Below are 20,862 nucleotides of genomic sequence, written 5' to 3'. Positions count from 1 at the left end.
TTGCCGGGCAAAATGCTACGGCCAAGGATGAATAACGGGAGGAACACATGACATTCAAAACTATCCGGGGAAAAGCCTTCATGGGCGCAGCGCTCTGCGCAACAGTGCTCGCTTTTTCAGGTCAGGCCTTTGCCGATGCCGAGCTGAAGATCTTCGTTTCCAGCCAGCATCAGCCGGATGTCTGGCGCAAGGCGCTCGATCAATATGAGGCGAAGACGCCGGGCGTGAAGGTGGTCATTGAGACCGGCGGCAACACCTCGGAAATGCAGGCGCAATATCTCAACACCGTGATGTCGGCCAAGGATTCGAGCCTCGACGTATTGATGCTCGACGTCATCCGTCCCGCGCAATTTGCAACAGCCGGCTGGACCAGCGATTTTGCCGGCAAGGACATGTCCGCCTATCTGCCGACCTATGCCGAAGCCAACACGGTGGACGGCAAGATCGTGGCGTTGCCAGCCTTCGCCGACTCCATGTTCCTCTATTACCGCAAGGACCTGCTGGACAAATACGGCATCAAGCCGCAGACCACCTGGGAGGAGCTGAAGGAAGCGTCCAAGAAGGTCATGGAAGGCGAAAAGAACCCGGAGCTTCAGGGCCTGTCCTTCCAGGGCAAGGCGATCGAAGGCGCGGTCTGCACCTTCCTCCTGCCCTACTGGAGCGAAGGCAAGTCGCTGGTTGAAAACGGCAAGCTGAACTTCGACAACAAGGCGGCGGTGGATTCGCTGAAGCTCTGGAAGAGTTTTGTTGACGAAGGCATTTCCAAGAAGAACATTTCGGAGGTGGCGACCGACGACACCCGCAAGGAGTTCCAGGCCGGCAAGGTTCTCTTTGCCGTCAACTGGTCCTATGCCTGGACCCATTTCCAGGGCAAGGAATCGCAGGTGAATGACAAGGTCGGCGTCGCCCGCCTTCCCGCCGTCAAAGGCGGTGAGCAGACGACCTGCCTCGGCGGCTGGGAATTCGGCGTGTCCGCCTATTCCAAACAGCAGGATGAAGCCAAGAAGCTTGTCGAATATCTGTCCAGTCAGGATGTATCGAAGTTCATGGCCATCAATGCAGCGCTCTTGCCCACCTACGCCGCTCTCTACAAGGATGCCGACGTGACCAAGGCAATCCCGTGGTTCGCGGATGCCCTGCCGGTCGTCGAAACAGCAAAGGCCCGTCCGGTGACGCCGCGTTACAACGAGGTCAGCGAGACCATCCGCACCACGGTCAACGGTGTGCTCGCCGGTGTCATGACGCCGGAGGATGGCGCAAAGCAGATGGAAAGCCGTCTGCGGCGCGTTCTGCGATAGGCTTCGGGCCGAAAGGCGGCGTGTGCACCGCGTCCCTTCCGGCCGTTTCGACTGACAGGATGAAAGGCGCCTCAAGGGCGCGAAACGGGCCGGACATAGACCGGTCCGACCGGGAGACGATGACGTGAATCCAGTTGCGGGAGTGGCAGACGTGACAATGCCGGAAAGAACCATGGTTCGGGTGGACGAGAAACCGCAGCCGCGCTGGACGCGGTGGCTCGATCTCGGCGACCGGTCGCTGGCCGTGCTGCTGCTCGCGCCGGCGGCGATCCTGCTTTCGCTCATCATCGTTTATCCGGTGGCGCGGCTCGTCTATACGAGCTTCTTCAGCCTGTCGCTGACCTCGGGCCTGCCGGCGGAATTCATCGGCTTTGAAAATTACACGGCGATGTTCGACGATCCGATTTTCTGGGAAACGACCTGGAATACGGTGCTGATAACGCTGATCACCGTGCCCGGCGCACTGTTCATGGGCCTTGGCCTCGCATTGCTCGCCAACCTGCCTTTCTCCATGCAGTGGCCAATGCGGCTTTCCCTTCTCATCCCCTGGGCGCTGCCGCTCTCCTTTGCAGGTCTCATCTTCGCGTGGTTCTTCCATTATGAATATGGTGTGGTCAACGACGTGCTGAACCGGCTGGGCTTCGAAGGCATTATCTGGTTCAACTCACCGAACTGGGCCTTTGCCGCCATCTGCCTGACGATCATCTGGAAGACCTCCTCCTTCATGGCGCTCATGATCCTCGCCGGGTTGCAGACAATCCCGCGCTCGCTTTACGAGGCAGCGGATGTAGATGGCGCCGGCAAGATCAGGCAGTTCTTCGAAATCACCCTGCCGCTTCTGAAGCCATCGATTATCGTCGCCCTCATCTTCCGCACGATCACGGCGCTACAGACCTTTGATATTCCTTACATGATGACCGGCGGCGGCCCCGGCACATCCACCACGACGCTTGCCATGTATATCCACCAGAACACCGTCTCCTTCCTCGATCTCGGTTACGGTTCGGCCTTGGCGGTCATGATGTTTGTGCTTTCCATGTGCGTCACCGCCGTTTACCTCCGTATCATCAGGACGAAGGACTGATCCCATGAGCACCGTCGCCACCTCTTCCGGTCTGTCCTCCTTCTTCTCTGGCAAGCCGCTGCGCTTCATCGCGGCCTCCATTCTTCTGATAAACGGCCTTTTCCCGGCTATCTGGATCCTCTTCACCTCGCTGAAAACCGAGGCGGAGCTGACTGTCAAGCCGATCACCTGGTTTCCGCACGCGCCGACACTCACGAACTACATGCAGGCCTTTTCGGATCAGCCGCTGCACCTCTTCCTGTTCAACAGCTTCATGGTGGCGCTGCTTTCCACGGCACTGACCATCCTGATTTCGGTGTTGGCGGCTTACGCACTGGCGCGGCTGAACCTTAAATACCGGGCGCTTATCCTGTCGCTCATCATCGCCGTTTCCACCTTTCCGCTGGTGACGCTGCTTGTGCCGCTGTTCGAAATCATGCGGGCGCTCAATCTGCTCAACAGCTGGACGGCGCTGATCCTGCCCTACACGGTGCTTTCACTGCCGGTGTGCACGCTGATGCTGGTTTCCTTCTTCGAAAGTATTCCGCGCGGTCTCGAAAACGCCGCCATGATCGATGGCTGCACCCGCATCGGCGCGCTGTTCAAGGTCGTCGTGCCGCTTTGCGCGCCGGGCGTCTTCACCGCAGGCATCCTTGCCTTCGTGAATGCCTGGGACGAATTCCTGCTGGCGCTCTCCTTCAATTCCAACCCTGCGCTGCGCACACTGCCCGTTGGCATCCAGCTTTATCAGGGGGAGTTCGCTTTCCCCTGGCCGGTCATTTCGGCAGCGTTGGTGGTTGGCATCGTGCCGGTCGCGATCCTCATCGTCATCTTCCAGGAACGGGTTGTCTCTGGCCTCACCGCCGGCGGTCTCAAGGGCTAAAAGGTTAAGTCATGTATTTCGAAAAGACCCACGATGGATTTACGCTTGCGATCGGCAACCGCACCATCCTTTCCCATTCGCCCGACGAGCCGGCCTTCTTCGCCGGTTTCGGCAAGGAACGGATGGATATGTATCGCGGCAATTTCGATATCGAAGACTACGTCGTCGAACGAACTGCCCTGCGCCACGCCGAGATGAGCGGCGATAGCGTCACGCTTTCCTCCGCACCGGGACAGACCCCTCGCCTTCGCCTGACACTCGAAAGCAATGCCATCCTGCTGACGGCGCTGGACAAGACCATCAACCGTCTCTGGCTGCGCGTCTTTGCGGAAACGGACGAGCATGTCTGGGGCGGCGGCGAGCAGATGTCCTATTTCGACATGCGCGGACGGCGCTTTCCGCTCTGGACCTCCGAGCCCGGCGTTGGCCGCGACAAGACCACCGAAGTCACCTTCAAGTCAGACATCAACGGCAAGGCAGGCGGTGATTATTACAACACCAACTATCCGCAGCCGACCTATCTCTCGTCGCGTAGATACGCGCTGCATGTGGAAACGAGCGCCTATTCGGTCTTCGATTTCCGCAATGGCGATTTCCACGAGATCGAAATCTGGGCCATCCCTGAAAAGATCGAATTTTTCGCCGGCGACAGTTTCACCGATATCGTCTCCGCGCTGTCCCTACGGTTTGGACGGCAGCCGCAATTGCCGGAATGGATCTATAATGGCGCGATCATTGGATTAAAGGATGGCGTCAATTCGTTTGCGCGGCTGGAGAAAATCCGCGCAGCCGGAACGCTCGTGTCGGGCCTGTGGTGTGAGGACTGGGTGGGGCTTCGCCAGACATCATTTGGCGCACGCCTGTTCTGGGACTGGCAGGCGAACGAAACCCGTTATCCGCATCTGCGCCAGAAGATCGCCGAGCTTGCCGATCAAGGCATACGCTTCCTGGGTTACGTGAACCCCTATCTCTGCGTTGACGGCCCGCTTTTCCCGGTGGCCGAACAGGCCGGTTATTTCGCAACGGATGCAGAAGGGAAAACGGCGCTGGTGGATTTCGGCGAGTTCGATTGTGGCGTCGTCGATTTCACCAATCCGGCTGCCGCCGACTGGTTTGCCGAAGAAATCATCGGCAAGAACATGCTGGATTTCGGCCTTTCCGGGTGGATGGCTGATTTCGGCGAATATCTGCCGATCGATATAACGCTCTCCAACGGTGTCGACGCAAAGCTGATGCACAATGCATGGCCCACCCTGTGGGCCGAGGTCAATGCAAAAGCCGTCGAAAGCCGCGACAAGACCGGAGAAACGCTGTTCTTCATGCGCGCAGGCTTCACCGGAGTGCAGGCCCATTGCCCCCTCATCTGGGGCGGTGACCAGTCGGTCGACTTCTCCCGTCATGATGGACTTGTCACCGTCATTTGCGGCGCGCTTTCATCCGGCCTCATGGGCAATGCCTATCACCATTCCGATATCGGTGGTTACACCAGCCTGTTCGGCAATGTCCGCACCGCGGAACTCATCATGCGCTGGACCGAAATGGCGGCGTTTACCCCTGTGATGCGCACCCATGAAGGCAATCGCCCGCGCGACAATCTGCAGATCGATCAGGATGAACGGGTTCTTGCTCATTTCGCCCGTATGACGTCGATCTATGTCACACTTGCCCCCTATCTGAAATCGCTCTCCGCCGAAGCGGCCAGAACGGGGCTTCCGGTGCAACGCCCGCTTTTCCTGCATTACGAGAATGACCGGCAGACTTACGCCATTCAGGACAGCTACCTCTATGGCCCCGACATGCTGGTGGCTCCTGTCTGGAAAGCAGGAGAAACGCAACGCACCCTCTATCTTCCGGGCGATGGCCAGTGGGTACATCTGTGGAGCGGTGTGCATCATCGCGGTGGAAACGAGGTTACCGTGGAAGCACCACTCGGCCGGCCCGCGATTTTCTACCGCGCCGATAGTGCCAACGTCACCCTGTTTGAACAGCTCCGCACCATCTGAGCCGTTGACAGCCAGCTAAAAAAACGACAGTTTCCGACCCATTCCGAGGGGAGCACCAGACGGTGCTGAGATGGCGTTGAGCCGGACCCTTGAACCTGATCCGGATCATGCCGGCGTAGGAACGGAAACTGTTGCGCCTTTGAGGCGCTGCCCTTTCTCTTCTCCGCTTTGTCCTGATCTCCGCGATTGTCACGTGTGGAGACCGAATGATGATGCTGAAAGTTTTTGTCCGTCGCACCCGGTGCGTCTGCGTCTGAGGTTCGGCTCATGCGTGCCGGCCATGCGTTGAACGGTGTCGGTCTCCTGCTTGTTCTCTGGCAGGCAGGCACATGGCTGTTCTCGCCACCCCGTTATATCCTGCCGGCGCCGGCCGATGTCGCCGCGGCCTTCCTGCGCCAGCCCGGTTTCCTGTTGGGGCAGGCCATGGTTACATTTCTCGAAATGGCCGTTGGACTGACCGCGGGCGTCCTGGTCGGTATTCTCGTGGCTTTCACCATCGCGGCAATCCCCCGTCTCGGTCGCCTCGTCTGGCCGATGGTTCTGGTTTTGCAGGCCTTTCCGGTCTTCGTGCTGGCGCCCATCCTCGTCCTCTGGTTCGGCTTCGGCATGGCCTCGAAAGCGGTGATGACGGCGATCATCATCTTCTTTCCCGTCGCCTCCTCCTTCACCGATGGCCTCAACAGGACGGATCGCGCCATTCTCGATGCCGCCTCGCTGACTCAGGCAAGCCACTGGCAGGTTCTCACCCGGTTGCGCGTGCCACTGGCACTGCCTTCGCTTATCTCCGGGCTGCGGGTGGCCGCACCCCTCGCACCGCTGGGCGCTGTCATTGGCGAATGGGTCGGCGCATCGGCAGGGCTTGGATTCGTGATGATCCAGTCAAACGCCCGCATGCAGACCGACACGATGTTCGCCGCCATGGCGATACTCGCCATCATGGCGGTGCTGCTGCGACTGGCGGTGGATCGCGCCACCGCCCATCTGGCGCCCTGGGCCAGGGAAACAGAACACACCATTCCTTTCGGGTATTTACGGAGACTTTCAGCATCATGAAGCGAACTCTTCTTTCTTTCGTCATCGCGGCGGCAAGCATATTTGCCCCCGTTCAGTCACAGGCGGCCGACAGGCTTACGGTATTGCTGGAATGGTTCGTGAACCCCGACCATGCGCCGATGGTCATCGCGAAAGAGCGGGGCCTTTTTGCGGATGTGGGGCTCGAAGTTGAACTTGTTCCGCCGGCAGATCCTTCCGCCGTTCCGCGCCTCGTTTCGGCAAAACAGGCCGATATCGGCGTGCACTACCAGCCCAACCTCTATCTGGACCACGATGCCGGCCTGCCGCTCGTCCGTTTCGGCACCCTGGTCGAAACGCCGCTAAACACCGTCACCGTGCTGGCTGACGGACCGATCAAAAGCCTGAAGGACCTGAAGGGCAGGAAAGTCGGTTTTTCCGTATCCGGCTTCGAGGATGCCATGCTGAAGCGCATGCTGGAAAAGGACGGCCTGACGAAAGACGATGTGGAACTCATCAACGTCAATTTCTCCCTGTCGCCATCGCTCATCGCCGGCAAGGTGGACGCCACGCTCGGCGGCTTCCGCAATTTCGAACTGACGCAGATGAAGCTCGAGGGCCACGAAGGCCGATCCTTCTTTCCGGAGGAACATGGTGTTCCGGCCTATGACGAGCTGATCTTCGTCACCCATCGCGATCTCGCAACAGACAGCCGTCTGCCGCGTTTCCTCTCCGCCGTGGAACAGGCCGCTATTTTTATCACCAATCACCCGCAGGAATCCTGGCAGCTCTTCATCAAGGCCTATCCCAATCTCGATGACGCACTGAACAAGCAGGCTTTCTTCGACACATTGCCGCGTTTTGCCAAGCGCCCTGCCGCACTCGACCGCGCCCGCTATGCGCGTTTTGGCGCCTTCATGCAGGAAATGCAGCTCATAAAGCAGGCGCCGGCGGCGGACGAAATCGCCGTGGAGCTACAGCAGCCATGACCATCCCTTTCCCCACGACCACGCAGGCCGCCGAAATCCTTGAAAAAGTCAGACAGGCGCGTCCGCGCGTACATTGCCTTATGAATACCGTGGTGCAAAAATTCACCGCCGACGGGATTACCGTTGTCGGCGGCATTCCCTCCATGACCACGTCGCTGGAGGAAATCGAAAGCTTCGTTGCCAAGGCGGATGCGCTGACCATCAATCTCGGCACGCTGGATGCGGAACGGCGCAAGGTTATCCTGCTGGCAGTGGAGATCGCCAACGCCTCAGGCAAGCCCTGGATCGTCGACCCCGTGCATTGTGACTATTCTCCATGCCGACTGGCCTTCGCGCGTGAGCTCATCACTCTCTCTCCCGCGATCGTGCGTGGCAACCGTGCCGAAATGAGCCTGATCGGCGAGGTGCCAGATGCAATCAGGATCGAGACCGGGCCGGTAGATCACCTGAGCGACGCGACGCGACGCGTCAGGATCGTAAACGGCCATCCCTGGATGGCTAAGGTAACGGGTACGGGCTGCCTCTCGGGGGGCGTCATCGCTGCTTTCATGGCGGTGGAACAGGATGCTTTGGCAGCAGCGGCGTCCGCCCTTGCCGTCACCGGCGTCTCCGCCGAACTGGCCGCGTCCTGTGCCAGAGGTCCCGGCACGTTCGAACCGGCATTCCTGGACGCGCTTTCGGCGATTACCGGCGAGGATATCATCAATCATGCGAGGATCGAGAATGAACAAGGTTGATTACCGCCTCAACGCGCTTGTGGATGCGAGCCTCGGCGATGTCGCGCCTCTCTTTGAGCTTGCTCTGGCGGCTGCACTTAATGGCGCGACCATCCTGCAATATCGCGACAAGCACGGCTCGACACGGGAGATGATCGAAAACGCCCGCGCCATCCACGAGGCCATCGCCGGCACCGGCGTGCCGCTCGTCATCAATGACCGGGTGGATGTTGCGCTCGCCTCGGGCGCAGATGGAGTGCATCTTGGCGCCGACGATATGGACGCCAGAACCGCTCGGCGCATTCTTGGCGAAAAGGCGATCATCGGCCTCACGGTCAAGAACCGCGCCGACGCCGAACGGGCAGCCTCCATGCCCGCCGATTACGCCTGCATCGGCGGTGTGTTCGACACGGTTTCAAAGGTCAACCCGGACAAGCCTGTCGGTATAGATGGATTTTCGACACTCCGTGGCCTGCTGAGGGAATGGCGGCCGGACATGCCGGTGGGCGCCATCGCCGGCATCGATCTTTCCCGCGTCCCCTCTGTCATTGCCGCCGGTGCGGATGGAGTCGCGGTGATTTCCGCCATCTTCCGCGCGGCGGATATTGCCGGCGCGACCAAGGAGTTCCGCTCCGCAATCGATGCCACCCTGAAAGCGAGACAGCCATGACATCAATTGCGTTGACCATTGCCGGATCCGACAGCGGCGGCGGTGCGGGCATACAGGCCGACCTCAAGACATTCTCCGCGCTCGGCGCCTATGGCGCCAGCGTCATCACCGCCATCACCGCACAGAACACCAGAGGCGTAACTGCGGTCGAGGATATTTCGGTGACCACCATCATCGCGCAGATGGATGCGGTGTTTTCCGATCTCACCGTCAACGCGGTGAAGATCGGCATGGTTTCCCGTATCGAAACCATTGCAGCCATAGCGGAGCGGCTCCGGCGGCAATCGCAGCCCGTGGTGCTGGATCCAGTCATGGTAGCGACGTCAGGCGACCGTTTGCTGCAAGAAGACGCCATCGAGACATTGCGGCGCGAGCTTCTGCCAATCGCGACCATCGTTACGCCGAACCTGCCGGAAGCGGCGCTTTTAACCGGCACGCCGATAGCGGAGACGGAAACGGACATCAATCATCAGGCCGAGGCGATCCTGAAAGCAGGCGCGAAAGCGGTGCTCATCAAGGGCGGTCATGGTGAGGGGCCTGACAGCACGGACTATCTGTTTGCAGATGGCACCATACATGCGCTTTCCGCTGCACGCGTAGAGACGAAGAACGATCACGGCACCGGCTGCACGCTGGCGGCGGCGATCACGGCTCATCTTGCGAGGGGAAGCGAGTTGCTGGAGGCAGTGGAGCTGGCGAAGGATTATTTGAATGGGGCGCTCGATGCTGGCCGGGGGCTTGCCGTTGGACATGGGCGAGGGCCGGTGCATCATTTTTATCGGTGGTGGGGGTGAAGCCCCACACTCGACACTACCTCGCCTTCGGCGTCGCCAGCACATTCCGGATCGCGAAACTCGAATGAATACGCGAGACCCCCGGCAGCTTCGAGAGTATCTCCTTGTGGATGCGCTCGAAATCCCCCGCACTTTCTGCCTCGCAACGCAGGAAATAATCCGAACCGCCGGTCATGAGATAACATTCGCGGATTTCCGGATATCGCCGCACCGCATTTTCGAAACGGTTGAGAAAATCCTCCGTCTGCCGGTCGAGCGTGATCTGCACGATGACCGAAATCACCTCACCGCCGGCGAGGCCGCTGGTAAGCGCCGTGTAACCACGAATGATCCCTTCCCGTTCGAGAATATCGACGCGACGCAAGCACGCGGATGGCGAAAGCCCGACCTCTGCAGCAAGCTTTGCGTTGCTGATGCGGGCGTTGAGCCGAAGCAGCCGTATGATATGACGGTCGGTCGCATCGAGTGATGACATAGAAAATTCCAATCAGCAAAAGAAAATTGCGCGGTTGCCAATTCTATCGCATTTCCTTCGAATAATCGCCGAGAAATTCGATAATCGTTGCAATACTCTCATAAGATAAAAATGAGGGTGAGCGACCATGGACATGCAGATCAGCCGCCAGCAGGCAGCCGGTGGTGCGAGCGGCCATCTGACCATCGATCTCGGCGCATTGCGCGAGAATTATCTGGCACTTGCGGCGAGGGCGCCCACATCCCAGACGGCGGCGGTGGTCAAGGCCGATGCATATGGCCTCGGTGCGGATATGGTCTCGCAAACCCTGTTCGATGCGGGGTGTCGCCATTTCTTCGTCGCTCATATTGACGAGGCGCTGGCGCTCCGGCTGCGTCTCCCCGCCGAGGCGCGGATCTTCGTCCTCAACGGCCTTCAACCCGGCAATGAGACCTCCTGCGCCGCCATGGCGATCACACCGGTTCTTAATTCGCTGGAGCAGATCGCCCAATGGGCGGCCCATGCCAAGACGCTCGGCAGGAAACTTGCAGCCGCCGTACAGATCGATACCGGCATGTGCCGCCTCGGCCTTTCCCCCAAAGAGCTGGAAACCCTCACTTCCCAGCCGCAACTGCTCGATGGTATCGACATCGCCTTCGTCATGAGCCACCTCGCCTGCGCCGACGAACCGGGCCATGCATGCAATGCGGCACAGCTGTCGGCGATGCGGCAGGCCACGATTGCGTTTCCTGATGTCCCGGTCTGTTTTTCCAACTCCGGAGGTATTTTTCTGGGTCGTGAGTACCACAACCACCTGCTGCGCCCCGGCATCGCGCTTTACGGCGGCGCACCCTCTGCCGACCGCCCGAACCCGATGAAACCGGTCGTTCGCCTCGATCTCGCCGTGATCCAGACCCGCACCGTTCCCGCCGGTTCGCTGGTTGGTTACGGCGGTTCCTTCGAAGCGTCCGGCTGCACGCGTCTGGCGACCATCGCCGCCGGTTATGCAGACGGCCTGCCGCGCTCGCTCAGCAATCGCGGCGCGGCATGGTATGATGGCGTGCGCCTGCCGATTGCGGGGCGCGTTTCGATGGACAGCATCATTCTGGACATATCCGCCCTGCCCGAGGGAACATTGACCCAAGGCAGTTTCGTGCAGATGATCGGCCCCGAGCAAACGCTTGAAGACATCGCGGACGATGCGGGCACGATCGCCTACGAAATCCTGACCGGCCTCGGCCGTCGTTATCGCCGTACGTATATTCAGCCGGACGAAACCCCGGTCTTTGCTTCAACATCAGTCAATCACAAGTGAGACGATCATGAACGTCACTATCCTCGGAGCCGGCGTCGTCGGCGTGACATCCGCCTGGTATCTGGCCAAAGCCGGGCACAAGGTGACGGTGATCGACCGGCAGCCGGCTGCAGCGCTCGAGACCAGCTTTGCCAATGCGGGTGAGGTTTCCCCCGGCTATTCTTCGCCCTGGGCCGCGCCGGGCATTCCGGTCAAGGCCATGAAATGGCTGTTCATGAAACATGCACCGCTGATCATTCGCCCGACGGTCGATCCGGCGGCCTGGCGCTGGATGAGCCAGATGCTGCGGAACTGCACCTCGGCGCGTTATGCCATCAACAAGAGCCGCATGGTGCGCGTCGCGGAATATAGCCGCGACTGCCTGATGGCACTGCGGGAAGAGACAGGTATCCAGTATGACCAGCGCATGCAGGGCACGCTGGAGGTATTCCGCACACAAAAGCAGTTTGACGCCATTGGCAAGGACGTGGACGTGCTGACGGCGGGCGGCGTGCCTTTCGAAATTCTCGACCGAGACGGCTGCGCCGCCGTGGAACCCGGCCTCTCGCCATCGAAGGAAAAGATCGTCGGCGGGCTGCGCCTGCCTGGCGACGAGACCGGTGACTGCTACATGTTCACCACCGAGCTTGCCCGCATGGCGGAAGAAGCGGGCGTTACCTTCCTGTACGACACGGGGATCATGCGCCCCATCGTTGAGGCAGGACGCGTCAAGGCGGTGGAGACCACCCGCGGGCTTGTGGAAGCGGATATTTTTGTCGCCGCGCTTGGCAGCTACTCTCCGCAGTTCCTTCGTCAGCTCGGTCTGACCCTGCCGGTCTACCCGGTCAAGGGTTACTCCATCACGGTGCCGATTGTGAAAGAGGAACGGGCACCCGTCTCCACGGTGATGGATGAAACGTTCAAGGTCGCGATCACCCGGCTCGGTTCGCGCATCCGTGCTGGCGGAATGGCGGAAATCGCCGGCTTCAGCAAGGACTTGCCCGCAGCGCGGCAGGCAACGCTCGCCCATTCGGTGGAAGACCTGTTCGGTGGCGCGGGCGATCAGTCGCAGGCGAAATTCTGGTGTGGCCTGCGCCCGATGACGCCGGATGGTACGCCTGTCATCGGCGCTACCCGCTACAGCAACCTTTACCTCAACACCGGCCACGGCACGCTCGGCTGGACCATGTCCTGTGGCTCCGCCCGCGTCCTTGCGGACATGATCAGCGGTGCGACGCCCGAGATCGACACCCACGATCTGGCAATCAGCCGCTACGCGGCATGACCGGCACGCTCCGGTTTCCGCTGATATGGCCCTCGCACGGCGTGTGAGGGCCGATACACCGATATCCTAAAGCGCCAGAGCGTCCCTGAGGGCTAGACCTTCCTTGGTACGAAGGTCAAGATCGGCCTCAATATGATTAAGATGTTGCAGCATCAGCGCCCGGGCCCTTGCCGCATCCTTCGCCTCCAGCGCATCCAGAAGATCGGCATGTTCGTTATGACCGCAGCTCGATACGCCGGAGCGCCCATAGAGCGCGATGACCAGCGATGAGCGCGCAACCAGTTCATCCATGAATTTTTCCAGGATGGCATTGCCGGCAATTGACGCCAGCATCAGGTGAAAATCACCCGAGGCCTTGATTTCCGCCCGCCGTGCGCTCGGCCCGCGTTCCTGCTGATGCCTGCTCTCCTCCAACAGATGCTCCCGCAGCTTCTTTACCGCCGCAGGCGTGATTTTTTCGATTGCCGCGTCAACGACGCCGGGCTCGATCAGCCGGCGGGACGCAAATACCTGCCGCGCCTCGTCGGGCGTCGGATTGGAAACGAAAGCGCCCCGATTGCGCTCGGCCTTCACGAGGCCCTCATAGGCAAGCATCTGCAGCGCCGCGCGCACCACCGTGCGGCTGACATCGAACAACGTTCCCACTTCCGATTCCGACAATTTCGTTCCCGGCGCCAGCCGGCGATCGACAATGGCGTCGCGCAAAGTGTCTCGAATGGCCTGGGCACGATCCTCATGCGATGAATCGGGAGATACGGTTATGTGGGCAAGGCTCATGGGCGCGTCCTGTTTGCTCCCGAGTTTTAGCGCGAAGCGTGGGACGCAGGCAAACGGGAATTGTGGGCGACAGCCGGTCTGCCACAATTCATTCAGCGACCGTTCAGCAGGCGGGCTGTATTTCCTTAACCATCGAATTTGCAACTGGCAGCACCCTGCCACCTGGATGGAAAAACACCATGTCGTCCTTTGCAGCCAAAACCGCTATGGCTATCGCCGTCGCCGCCGCAACCATCGCTCCCTTCAACAGCGCATCCGCCGGCGACTGGGACCGCCACGACCGCCGCGACGCGGCGCTTCTGGGAGGTGTGCTTGGCCTTGCCGCCGGTGTTGCCGTTGGTTCCGCCCTTTCCCGCCCGGCACCGGTGGAGGAGGAACGGGTCTATATCGATCCGGCACCGCGCCGTTATCAGGCCTATGAGCCGAGCTATGTCTATGAAGAGCCGGACTATCGTTACTACCGGCCAGCACCGCAGCCGGTTTATCGCCCGGCGCCGGTCTATCGCGCGCAGCCGGTTTACGACAGCCGCCCCGTCTATAGTCAGCGCCAGACCTATCGCACCATCGAGCCGTGGACCAACGCCTGGTACGATTATTGCTCGCAGCGTTACCGCAGCTTCAATTCCCGCACCGGCACCTACACGGATTATGACGGTCAGCGTCATTTCTGCGTAGCAGGCTGAACGACGGGTCTTGCCGCAATGGCTGCGATTATCGCCAGGCCGCAGACGGAAAAGTCTGCGGCTTTTCAATGGGGGTCGGAGCAGGACGACTTCACGCCGTCGCCATAAGTCGTCCTCTGCGCAGTTTCAGGCCGCGCCGTTCTTCACATAGTCCGCCCGGTTGATACCGTGGCGTTGCAGTTTGTCGTAAAAGGTCTTGCGGGCGATACCGAGCGTGGCGATGGTTTCCGCGACGTCGCCATTGGATCGCTCCAGTGTCTCGCGGATGATGCGCGCCTCGATCTCGTCCATACGCTCCGGCAAGGTGCCGGAAGCCGGGATTTCCGACTGCAGAACAGATGTGGCCGCCAATTCCGTCTCAAGCCCCAGAACTACCCTTTCGGCAAAATGGCCGAGTTCCCGGACATTGCCAGGCCAATCATGATCGTTGAGACGACGGGAAACCCCGGCGCCGATCTGCGGCACCGGCATGTTGAAGCGGTTGGCTGCCTTGGTGACGAAGTGGGAAAACAGGAGTGGAATATCCGCCCTGCGTTCGCGAAGCGGCGGTATCGACAATGTGACGACATTCAGCCGGTAATAAAGGTCCTCACGAAACGCGCCACGTTCGGCCGGATCGCCAAGGTCAACCTTGGCCGCCGCAACCACACGGATATCGACAGGTCGCTCTTCGTTTGAACCAAGCGGCGAGACCTCGCGCATTTCCAGCACACGCAGCATTTTCACCTGCACGGCAAGCGGCATGCTTTCGATCTCGTCCAGGAACAACGTGCCACCACTTGAATGTTCGATACGGCCGACACGTTTTTTCTGTGCCCCGGTAAATGCTCCCGGCTCATGGCCGAAAAGCTCGCTTTCGATCACCGTTTCCGGTAGCGCACCACAATTCAGCGCCACGAAATTGCCCTTGGCGCGCTTCTTGCTCCAACGATGAAGGGCCGTTGCCACCACTTCCTTGCCGCTGCCCGTTTCGCCGGCCACCAGCACATCGACATCCGTATCGGCAATATGCCTTAGCGTCGTGCGCAAGCGCTCCATGGCGGGTGTTTGCCCGATCAGCGGCAGGTCGTCCTCCGCCTGCCCGGCTGCCCGGCGAAGCGCGCGATTTTCCAGCACGAGGCGGCGTTTTTCGAGGGCTCTGCGGGCGCTTTCCACCATCCGTTCGGCGGGAAACGGCTTGGCTATGAAGTCATAGGCGCCGTTGTGGAGCGCATCAACGGCCATGGGTACATCGCCATGGCCGGTAATGAGGATGACAGGCAAGTCCGCATCGATCTTGCGGACATGGTCGAAAAATTCCAGCCCGGTCATGCCTGGCATGCGCACATCAGTGATAACGACGCCGTCGAAATCTTCACTCAAAGCTGCAAGCGCCTGCTCGGCTCGGGAAAAGGAAGTGACCGGCAGCCCGTCTAGCTCCAGCGTCTGCACCATCGCCTTGCGCAGCTGCGAGTCGTCATCGACCAGAAATATAGTACCATCCGCCGTCATGTCATGCTCGCTTCAGATATACGGAAAAACACGTGCCTGCCTCGCCACTCGTCACCTCAATGCGCCCGCCATAGTCCGAAGCAATATCGTTTGAGATGACAAGGCCAAGGCCGAGACCGCCCTCCTTGGAGGTATTGAAGGGTGAAAAAAGCTGGGCACGGATGGCTTCCGGAATGCCCCCGCCATTGTCGCCAACCGAGATTACAACCGCGTCGCCCTCTTCGCGAACACGCACCTCCACCCGGGCCGTATCAATCGCTTCAGTCGCTTCCAGCGCGTTTTGCAGAAGATTGATGAGGATTTGCTCCAGCCGGATGCGGCTGCCGAGCACTTTCAGATCCTGATCGGGCAAGACAATATCGAGCGCGTCCATCTGACCGGAAAAACGGCTGCGCAGCAGCATCACCGCGCCTTCGATGACGGTTCGAACACTGACAGGTTCAGCGCCGGTTCGGCCCTTGCGCGCGAGTATCTTCAGATCGCTGGTAATCGTGCCGATACGCTCGGTAAGGGCGGCAATGTCCTCAAGATTTTCACTGGCTTCAGCCAGACGTTCACGCTTCAGCAGAGTGCGCGCATTATCGGCAAAGGCGCGGATTGTCGCCACAGGCTGGTTTATCTCATGCGCCACGCCAGCCGCCACCTGCCCAAGAATGGAAAGGCGGTTGGCCTGCACCAGCTCATGCTGGACATTGCGCAACTCCCCGGTGGTCTTTTCGTGCAGGGCGATTTCCGCCTGAAGATGATCGCGCGTCTTCGTCAGATCGCGGGTTCTCTCCTGTACCTTAAGTTCAAGCTCGGCGCGGGCCCTTTGTTCTTCTTCCTTTTCTTTCAGAGCCTTGTGCCTGCGCCACAGCCACAGCGCCGAAAGCGCAATCAGCGGCATGAGCGTCGCCAGCGCCACCGCCCTGCCCTCGCGGATGGCGGCATTCAGAGCGGGTGCGACGGGCTGAAGATAATGCAGGGTCCAGGATGTCGTCGGCACCGGCATTTCCAGCCGAAGATAATCGCCGCGTTCGCGCCCCGGCTCATCAACGTGGATGAGCGGAACACCGTCGCCCAGTGATCGAGCCGTTCGGAAAGGCAGCGTCGCCAGCGCCTCATTGCCGAATTGCAGGCTTTCGGAAATGGTGTTTCGTCGCGCCTCGTCGATGGCCGCGACTGTCTTGAAGCGCCACTCCGGCACGCTCGTCATCAGCACGACACCGTTTCTGTCGACGACATAGACCGGCTTGCCTCCGATATTCCAGTCCGCTTCCAGCCGGTTGAACTCGACCTTGGCAATCACGACGCCAAGCGGCCGGCCATCAGCCGCATCGATCCGGCGGGAGATATAGAGACCTGGCCGGCGACTGACATTGCCGAGCGCATAATGTTCGGACATGCCAGTCTTCATCGCCGCCTGAAAATACTCACGGAAGGCATAGTTGGAACCGACAAAGCTGTCCGCCTGCCGCCAGTTGCTCGACGCGATGGTCAGGCCGGTCGGCCCGGTCACGTAAATAACAGAGGACTGGGTTCCTTCGATAAGCCCTTCAAGCTTTCGATTGAGCCGATCAAGAGCCGAAGAGCCGCCGCCATCGAGAGCGACGGCAAGATCGGGATCGCCGGAAAGAACCAGCGGAATAGCCCGCGGCCGCTCCAGCGCAACATTCAAAAGGGCGATCTTCAGTTCCGCATCGGTGGAGGCCTCGGAACCCGCCGCACGCAGGGCCTGATGGCGGGCAAATTCATCGGCGACAAGCAGCATGCCAAAACCGATAAGCAGCCAAAGCCCCGCGAGCGCCAGCCATTGCGCCCGTCGCTTCGCCTGGGAATGAAGTGAATTCTCTATCTGGCTCATAAGCCAATTGTGCGGATTTACGCACAGACCGCAAGAGTTTTTGTCCGGAATTCCGCACAGTCAACTGCCGCGTCTTCTATCCCTCCAAAAAAGAACTTTTTGAATCAGTCAGTTACGGCAAATAATCAAGTCTGGCATGCGTATTGCACATGACTCCGCAATCGGCGCGAAGCCGTCAACGACACGGCGATCCCGGGAGGCCAATCAAGGCAGGGTGAGGCCGAGGAGGAAAAAACATGATCGATACGACAGCCGTGGCCGCGGGCCACGCCAAATTGCCATTCTACAAGCATCTGTATTTTCAGGTTCTGGTGGCCATCATAGCCGGTATCGCACTCGGCCATTTCTATCCGGCCTTCGGTGAAGAACTGAAGCCGCTCGGCGACGGCTTCATCCGCCTCGTCAAGATGATCATCGCGCCCGTCATCTTCCTCACCGTCGCAACCGGCATCGCCGGAATGAACGACATGAAGAAGGTTGGCCGCGTGGCTGGCAAGGCCATGATCTACTTCCTCGTATTCTCCACCCTTGCGCTTATCGTCGGCCTCATCGTCGCCAACACCGTACAGCCCGGCGCGGGCATGAACATCGATCCGGCAACGCTCGATGCAAAGGCCGTCGCGACCTACGCCGACAAGGCCCATGAGCAGACCATTACCGGCTTCCTGATGAACATCATCCCGACGACCATCGTCGGCGCATTCGCCAGCGGCGATATCCTGCAGGTGCTGTTCTTCTCGGTGCTCTTCGGTATCGCGCTCGGCGTCGTCGGCGAAAAGGGCAAGCCGGTCACCGATTTCATGCACGCCCTGATGTATCCGATTTTCAAGCTGGTCGCGATTCTGATGAAGGCCGCCCCGATCGGTGCTTTCGGCGCCATGGCCTTCACCATCGGCAAATACGGCATCTCGTCCGTCACCAATCTTGCGATGCTGATCGGGACTTTCTACGTCACGTCCTTCCTGTTCGTGTTCGTGGTCCTCGGCGCCGTCTGCCGCTATAACGGCTTCTCCATCGTCGCGCTGATCCGCTATATCAAGGAAGAACTGCTGCTGGTCCTCGGTACCTCGTCTTCCGAAGCCGCGCTGCCTGGCCTGATGAGCAAGATGGAAAAGGCCGGCTGCAAACGCTCCGTCGTTGGCCTCGTCATTCCGACCGGTTACTCCTTCAACCTTGACGGCACCAACATCTATATGACGCTGGCAGCCCTCTTCATCGCGCAGGCGACCGGTATTCACCTTTCCTTCGGCGAACAGATTCTGCTGCTGCTGGTCGCCATGCTCTCCTCCAAGGGTGCCGCCGGCATTACCGGTGCAGGCTTCATCACGCTCGCGGCCACACTGTCAGTCGTGCCTTCGGTTCCGGTCGCCGGCATGGCGCTGATCCTCGGCATCGACCGCTTCATGTCGGAATGCCGCGCGCTCACCAACTTCGTCGGCAATGCGGTCGCCACCATCGTCGTCGCCCGCTGGGAAGGCGAACTGGACCAGGACCAGCTTGCCCGCGTGCTCAGCGGCAAGGAAGAATTCACCGGCATCGCCGATGTGGATCAGCTTCCGGCCTCGGTGCAGCCGGCAGAGTAATACGACCTCCCAAGGTCCTGCCTGCCCGGCCTCGTCCGGACAGGCCTCGCATGAAGGCCGGCGCGTCATCTCGATGTGTCGGCCTTTGTCGTTTGAGCAGGTCTCGGAAAACAGTTTTTATCGGACGGGCGATGCTGTAGGCCAGATCAAACAAGAACCGTTGCGATGAATGGAGTGGCCCATATGAGAAACATTTTCCTGGCGTGGCAGTTCTGGGCCCTGTTATCGGCCGCATTCGCGGCTCTGACTGCCATTTTCGCCAAGATCGGAATCGAAAACGTCAATTCCGATTTCGCCACTTTCATCCGAACCATCGTTATTCTCGCTGCCGCAGGCCTGATGGTTTATATCACCGGCAACTGGCAGCAGCCTTCCACCATCTCGGGGAAAACCTGGTCCTTCCTCGTGCTCTCCGGTCTGGCAACCGGCGCATCCTGGATATGCTATTTCCGGGCGCTGAAAATTGGCGACGCCGCCCGTGTCGCACCCATCGACAAGCTCAGTGTCGTCTTTGTCGCCGTCTTTGCAGTGCTGTTTTTGGGCGAAAGGCTTTCGTTGCCCAACTGGCTCGGCGTCGTGCTGATCGCCTGCGGTGCGGTACTCGTGGCCTACCGGGGATAGGTCGGCCGGATCAACCGGCCGGCACAATTGCCAAAATTTTCAGCCTCGGGCGGCCGCAACCTTGTCGAGACCGCGCTTCACACCAGCAAACAGCTCGTCCAGTTGCTCCGCGGTAATAATCAGCGGCGGGCAGAAACAGATGGATTCACCGATTGGCCGGGTGATGACACCCTCCTCCTCAATCGCGGCGGCAAGGGCAAACGTCGTATCGCCCGGCTTCAAGCCTTCCCATGGCTTCACCTCCAGCGCGCCGATGAGGCCGATACCGCGCGAGGAATGAATGAGCGGGTGATCCGCAAGTGCCTTCAGATGATCAAGGAACCGGCCTTCCAGCCGCGCGACATTGCCGACCAGATCGCGTTCCTGAATGATCTTCAGGTTTTCCAGCCCTACAGCCGTTGCGACCGGGTGGCCGGAGGCGGTGTAGCCATGGCCGAACGATCCGATACGGTCGGACTCATCGGCGATAGGCTGATAGAAATTGTCATTCATGATGATCGCCGAAAGCGGCATGTAGGACGACGAAATCTGCTTTGAGACCACAAGCACGTCCGGCTTGATACCGTAGGTCTCGCAGGCGAACATCTTGCCCGTGCGGCCAAAACCGCAGATGACCTCGTCCACCACAAGCAGGATGTCGTATTTCTTCAGGATCGCCTGTACGCCTTCCCAATAGCCCTCCGGCGGCAAAAGAACGCCACCGGCGCCCATTACCGGCTCGCCCCAGAAGGCGGCGATGGTTTCGGGACCTTCGCGAAGGATCAGATCCTCCAACTCCCCGAGGATACGCGCGGTGAAATCCGCCTCACTTTCGCCCTCCTTCCCGAAATGCACATAGGAGGGGCAGGCCGTATGCAGCATGCGGTCCAGCGGCAGATCGAAACTCTCATGGTTGCGCGGCAAGCCGGTGATCGAGGCCGATGCGATGGTCACGCCATGATAACCCTTGATGCGGCCGATGATCTTCTTCTTGTCCTTCTTGCCCAGCGCATTCGAACGATACCAAACCATCTTGGCGACCAGATCGTTGGCTTCCGAGCCGGAGGAGGTGAAATGAACTTTCGACATCGGCACCGGCGAAAGCTCGATCAGCAGTTCGGCGAGATCGACGGACGGGCTATGCGTCTTGTAGGAGAAGGTGTGGTAATAGGGCAGCTTCTGCATCTGCTTTGTCGCCGCTTCCACCAGCCGCTGTTCACCAAAACCGAGCGCCACCGACCACAGTCCCGCCATCGCCTCGATGTATCGCTTGCCACTGCTGTCGGTGACATAGATGCCCTCGCCGCTTTCAATCACCAGACCACCGGTCTTTTCGAATTTGCGCAGATTTACATTGGGATGCATCTGATAGGCGATATCGCGTGCCTCGACGGAATTCGGCAGGATGGTCATCGATAATGGCTC

19 protein-coding genes and 1 riboswitch are annotated in these 20,862 nt (G+C 59.9%); of the genes, 14 read left to right on the top strand and 5 right to left on the bottom strand.

Annotated elements, in window-relative coordinates; genetic code table 11:
- Positions 1-47: 47 nt before the first annotated feature.
- From BTN45_RS22405 to thiD, 9 genes are all read left to right on the top strand, one after another.
- A complete protein-coding gene (locus BTN45_RS22405; RefSeq protein ID WP_207591122.1) occupies positions 48-1,298 on the top strand; it encodes an ABC transporter substrate-binding protein in 1,251 nt (416 codons plus the stop codon).
- A gap of 172 nt (positions 1,299-1,470) precedes the next feature.
- Positions 1,471-2,382: a sugar ABC transporter permease gene (locus BTN45_RS22400; RefSeq protein ID WP_198650671.1), complete on the top strand. Its 912-nt coding sequence runs from the start codon at positions 1,471-1,473 to the stop codon at positions 2,380-2,382.
- Positions 2,383-2,386: 4 nt separating this feature from the next.
- Positions 2,387-3,244, top strand: coding sequence for a carbohydrate ABC transporter permease (locus BTN45_RS22395; protein ID WP_207591121.1), 858 nt, complete (start codon positions 2,387-2,389; stop codon positions 3,242-3,244).
- 11 nt (positions 3,245-3,255) lie between these two features.
- Positions 3,256-5,247 (top strand): alpha-glucosidase, encoded by a 1,992-nt coding sequence (locus BTN45_RS22390; protein ID WP_207591120.1) that lies wholly within the window; start codon positions 3,256-3,258, stop codon positions 5,245-5,247.
- Between the two features lie 36 nt (positions 5,248-5,283).
- Positions 5,284-5,386: riboswitch (TPP riboswitch) on the top strand.
- 128 nt (positions 5,387-5,514) lie between these two features.
- On the top strand, positions 5,515-6,300 hold the full coding sequence (locus tag BTN45_RS22385) for an ABC transporter permease (RefSeq protein ID WP_035208126.1): 786 nt from the start codon (positions 5,515-5,517) through the stop codon (positions 6,298-6,300).
- Entirely contained in the window at positions 6,297-7,247 is a 951-nt protein-coding gene (locus BTN45_RS22380; protein WP_035208124.1) for an ABC transporter substrate-binding protein, read from the top strand. The genes BTN45_RS22385 and BTN45_RS22380 overlap by 4 nt, the downstream gene beginning before the upstream one ends.
- Positions 7,244-7,984: a hydroxyethylthiazole kinase gene (locus BTN45_RS22375; protein WP_035208122.1), complete on the top strand. Its 741-nt coding sequence runs from the start codon at positions 7,244-7,246 to the stop codon at positions 7,982-7,984. The genes BTN45_RS22380 and BTN45_RS22375 overlap by 4 nt, the downstream gene beginning before the upstream one ends.
- A complete protein-coding gene (gene thiE, locus BTN45_RS22370; protein ID WP_035208120.1) occupies positions 7,971-8,633 on the top strand; it encodes a thiamine phosphate synthase in 663 nt (220 codons plus the stop codon). The genes BTN45_RS22375 and thiE overlap by 14 nt, the downstream gene beginning before the upstream one ends.
- Positions 8,630-9,427 (top strand): bifunctional hydroxymethylpyrimidine kinase/phosphomethylpyrimidine kinase, encoded by a 798-nt coding sequence (gene thiD, locus BTN45_RS22365; RefSeq protein ID WP_035208119.1) that lies wholly within the window; start codon positions 8,630-8,632, stop codon positions 9,425-9,427. The genes thiE and thiD overlap by 4 nt, the downstream gene beginning before the upstream one ends.
- 16 nt (positions 9,428-9,443) lie before the next feature.
- Here thiD and BTN45_RS22360 read toward each other — a convergent pair whose 3' ends face one another.
- The gene (locus BTN45_RS22360; protein WP_004438693.1) at positions 9,444-9,902 is read right to left on the bottom strand and encodes an Lrp/AsnC family transcriptional regulator; all 459 of its coding nucleotides are present in this window, start codon (positions 9,900-9,902) and stop codon (positions 9,444-9,446) included.
- A gap of 127 nt (positions 9,903-10,029) precedes the next feature.
- Between BTN45_RS22360 and alr the strand changes: the two genes are divergently transcribed.
- Positions 10,030-11,196, top strand: a complete 1,167-nt coding sequence (alr, locus tag BTN45_RS22355) for an alanine racemase (RefSeq protein WP_207591119.1) — start codon at positions 10,030-10,032, stop codon at positions 11,194-11,196.
- Positions 11,168-12,460 carry a D-amino acid dehydrogenase gene (locus tag BTN45_RS22350; protein ID WP_022563675.1) on the top strand — a complete coding sequence of 431 codons (1,293 nt, stop codon included), beginning with the start codon at positions 11,168-11,170 and terminating at the stop codon, positions 12,458-12,460. The genes alr and BTN45_RS22350 overlap by 29 nt, the downstream gene beginning before the upstream one ends.
- Before the next feature lie 66 nt (positions 12,461-12,526).
- Here the strand turns inward: BTN45_RS22350 and BTN45_RS22345 are convergent, their stop codons facing one another.
- A complete protein-coding gene (locus BTN45_RS22345) occupies positions 12,527-13,237 on the bottom strand; it encodes a GntR family transcriptional regulator (RefSeq protein WP_004438680.1) in 711 nt (236 codons plus the stop codon).
- Between the two features lie 179 nt (positions 13,238-13,416).
- Between BTN45_RS22345 and BTN45_RS22340 the strand changes: the two genes are divergently transcribed.
- The gene (locus BTN45_RS22340) at positions 13,417-13,920 is read left to right on the top strand and encodes a BA14K family protein (RefSeq protein ID WP_006698554.1); all 504 of its coding nucleotides are present in this window, start codon (positions 13,417-13,419) and stop codon (positions 13,918-13,920) included.
- A gap of 126 nt (positions 13,921-14,046) precedes the next feature.
- Here BTN45_RS22340 and BTN45_RS22335 read toward each other — a convergent pair whose 3' ends face one another.
- Together BTN45_RS22335 and BTN45_RS22330 are read right to left on the bottom strand one after the other, a co-directional pair.
- Complete coding sequence (locus BTN45_RS22335) at positions 14,047-15,411, bottom strand: sigma-54 dependent transcriptional regulator (protein ID WP_207591118.1); 1,365 nt, start codon at positions 15,409-15,411, stop codon at positions 14,047-14,049.
- 1 nt (position 15,412) lies between these two features.
- Positions 15,413-17,254, bottom strand: coding sequence for a sensor histidine kinase (locus tag BTN45_RS22330; protein WP_112555650.1), 1,842 nt, complete (start codon positions 17,252-17,254; stop codon positions 15,413-15,415).
- Between the two features lie 236 nt (positions 17,255-17,490).
- Between BTN45_RS22330 and BTN45_RS22325 the strand changes: the two genes are divergently transcribed.
- Positions 17,491-18,837, top strand: a complete 1,347-nt coding sequence (locus BTN45_RS22325) for a dicarboxylate/amino acid:cation symporter (protein ID WP_004438672.1) — start codon at positions 17,491-17,493, stop codon at positions 18,835-18,837.
- A gap of 183 nt (positions 18,838-19,020) precedes the next feature.
- Positions 19,021-19,458, top strand: coding sequence for an EamA family transporter (locus BTN45_RS22320; protein WP_207591117.1), 438 nt, complete (start codon positions 19,021-19,023; stop codon positions 19,456-19,458).
- A 39-nt stretch (positions 19,459-19,497) separates the two neighbouring features.
- Here the strand turns inward: BTN45_RS22320 and BTN45_RS22315 are convergent, their stop codons facing one another.
- Positions 19,498-20,850 carry an aspartate aminotransferase family protein gene (locus tag BTN45_RS22315; protein ID WP_207591115.1) on the bottom strand — a complete coding sequence of 451 codons (1,353 nt, stop codon included), beginning with the start codon at positions 20,848-20,850 and terminating at the stop codon, positions 19,498-19,500.
- Positions 20,851-20,862 lie beyond the last annotated feature (12 nt).

The organism is Rhizobium sp. ZX09 (genome assembly GCF_017357485.1).
GTDB lineage: Bacteria > Pseudomonadota > Alphaproteobacteria > Rhizobiales > Rhizobiaceae > Agrobacterium > Agrobacterium pusense.
This window is presented reverse-complemented; position numbering and strand designations above follow the sequence as displayed.

Excerpts from the sequence above, each read along its gene's own strand:
- BTN45_RS22405 (WP_207591122.1), top strand. The coding sequence starts at position 48 with ATGACATTCAAAACTATCCGGGGAAAAGCCTTCATGGGCGCAGCGCTC.
- BTN45_RS22400 (WP_198650671.1), top strand. The coding sequence starts at position 1,471 with ATGGTTCGGGTGGACGAGAAACCGCAGCCGCGCTGGACGCGGTGGCTC.
- BTN45_RS22395 (WP_207591121.1), top strand. The coding sequence starts at position 2,387 with ATGAGCACCGTCGCCACCTCTTCCGGTCTGTCCTCCTTCTTCTCTGGC.
- BTN45_RS22390 (WP_207591120.1), top strand. The coding sequence starts at position 3,256 with ATGTATTTCGAAAAGACCCACGATGGATTTACGCTTGCGATCGGCAAC.
- BTN45_RS22385 (WP_035208126.1), top strand. The coding sequence starts at position 5,515 with ATGCGTGCCGGCCATGCGTTGAACGGTGTCGGTCTCCTGCTTGTTCTC.
- BTN45_RS22380 (WP_035208124.1), top strand. The coding sequence starts at position 6,297 with ATGAAGCGAACTCTTCTTTCTTTCGTCATCGCGGCGGCAAGCATATTT.
- BTN45_RS22375 (WP_035208122.1), top strand. The coding sequence starts at position 7,244 with ATGACCATCCCTTTCCCCACGACCACGCAGGCCGCCGAAATCCTTGAA.
- thiE (WP_035208120.1), top strand. The coding sequence starts at position 7,971 with ATGAACAAGGTTGATTACCGCCTCAACGCGCTTGTGGATGCGAGCCTC.
- thiD (WP_035208119.1), top strand. The coding sequence starts at position 8,630 with ATGACATCAATTGCGTTGACCATTGCCGGATCCGACAGCGGCGGCGGT.
- BTN45_RS22360 (WP_004438693.1), bottom strand. The coding sequence starts at position 9,902 with ATGTCATCACTCGATGCGACCGACCGTCATATCATACGGCTGCTTCGG.
- alr (WP_207591119.1), top strand. The coding sequence starts at position 10,030 with ATGGACATGCAGATCAGCCGCCAGCAGGCAGCCGGTGGTGCGAGCGGC.
- BTN45_RS22345 (WP_004438680.1), bottom strand. The coding sequence starts at position 13,237 with ATGAGCCTTGCCCACATAACCGTATCTCCCGATTCATCGCATGAGGAT.
- BTN45_RS22340 (WP_006698554.1), top strand. The coding sequence starts at position 13,417 with ATGTCGTCCTTTGCAGCCAAAACCGCTATGGCTATCGCCGTCGCCGCC.
- BTN45_RS22335 (WP_207591118.1), bottom strand. The coding sequence starts at position 15,411 with ATGACGGCGGATGGTACTATATTTCTGGTCGATGACGACTCGCAGCTG.
- BTN45_RS22330 (WP_112555650.1), bottom strand. The coding sequence starts at position 17,254 with ATGAGCCAGATAGAGAATTCACTTCATTCCCAGGCGAAGCGACGGGCG.
- BTN45_RS22325 (WP_004438672.1), top strand. The coding sequence starts at position 17,491 with ATGATCGATACGACAGCCGTGGCCGCGGGCCACGCCAAATTGCCATTC.
- BTN45_RS22320 (WP_207591117.1), top strand. The coding sequence starts at position 19,021 with ATGAGAAACATTTTCCTGGCGTGGCAGTTCTGGGCCCTGTTATCGGCC.
- BTN45_RS22315 (WP_207591115.1), bottom strand. The coding sequence starts at position 20,850 with ATGACCATCCTGCCGAATTCCGTCGAGGCACGCGATATCGCCTATCAG.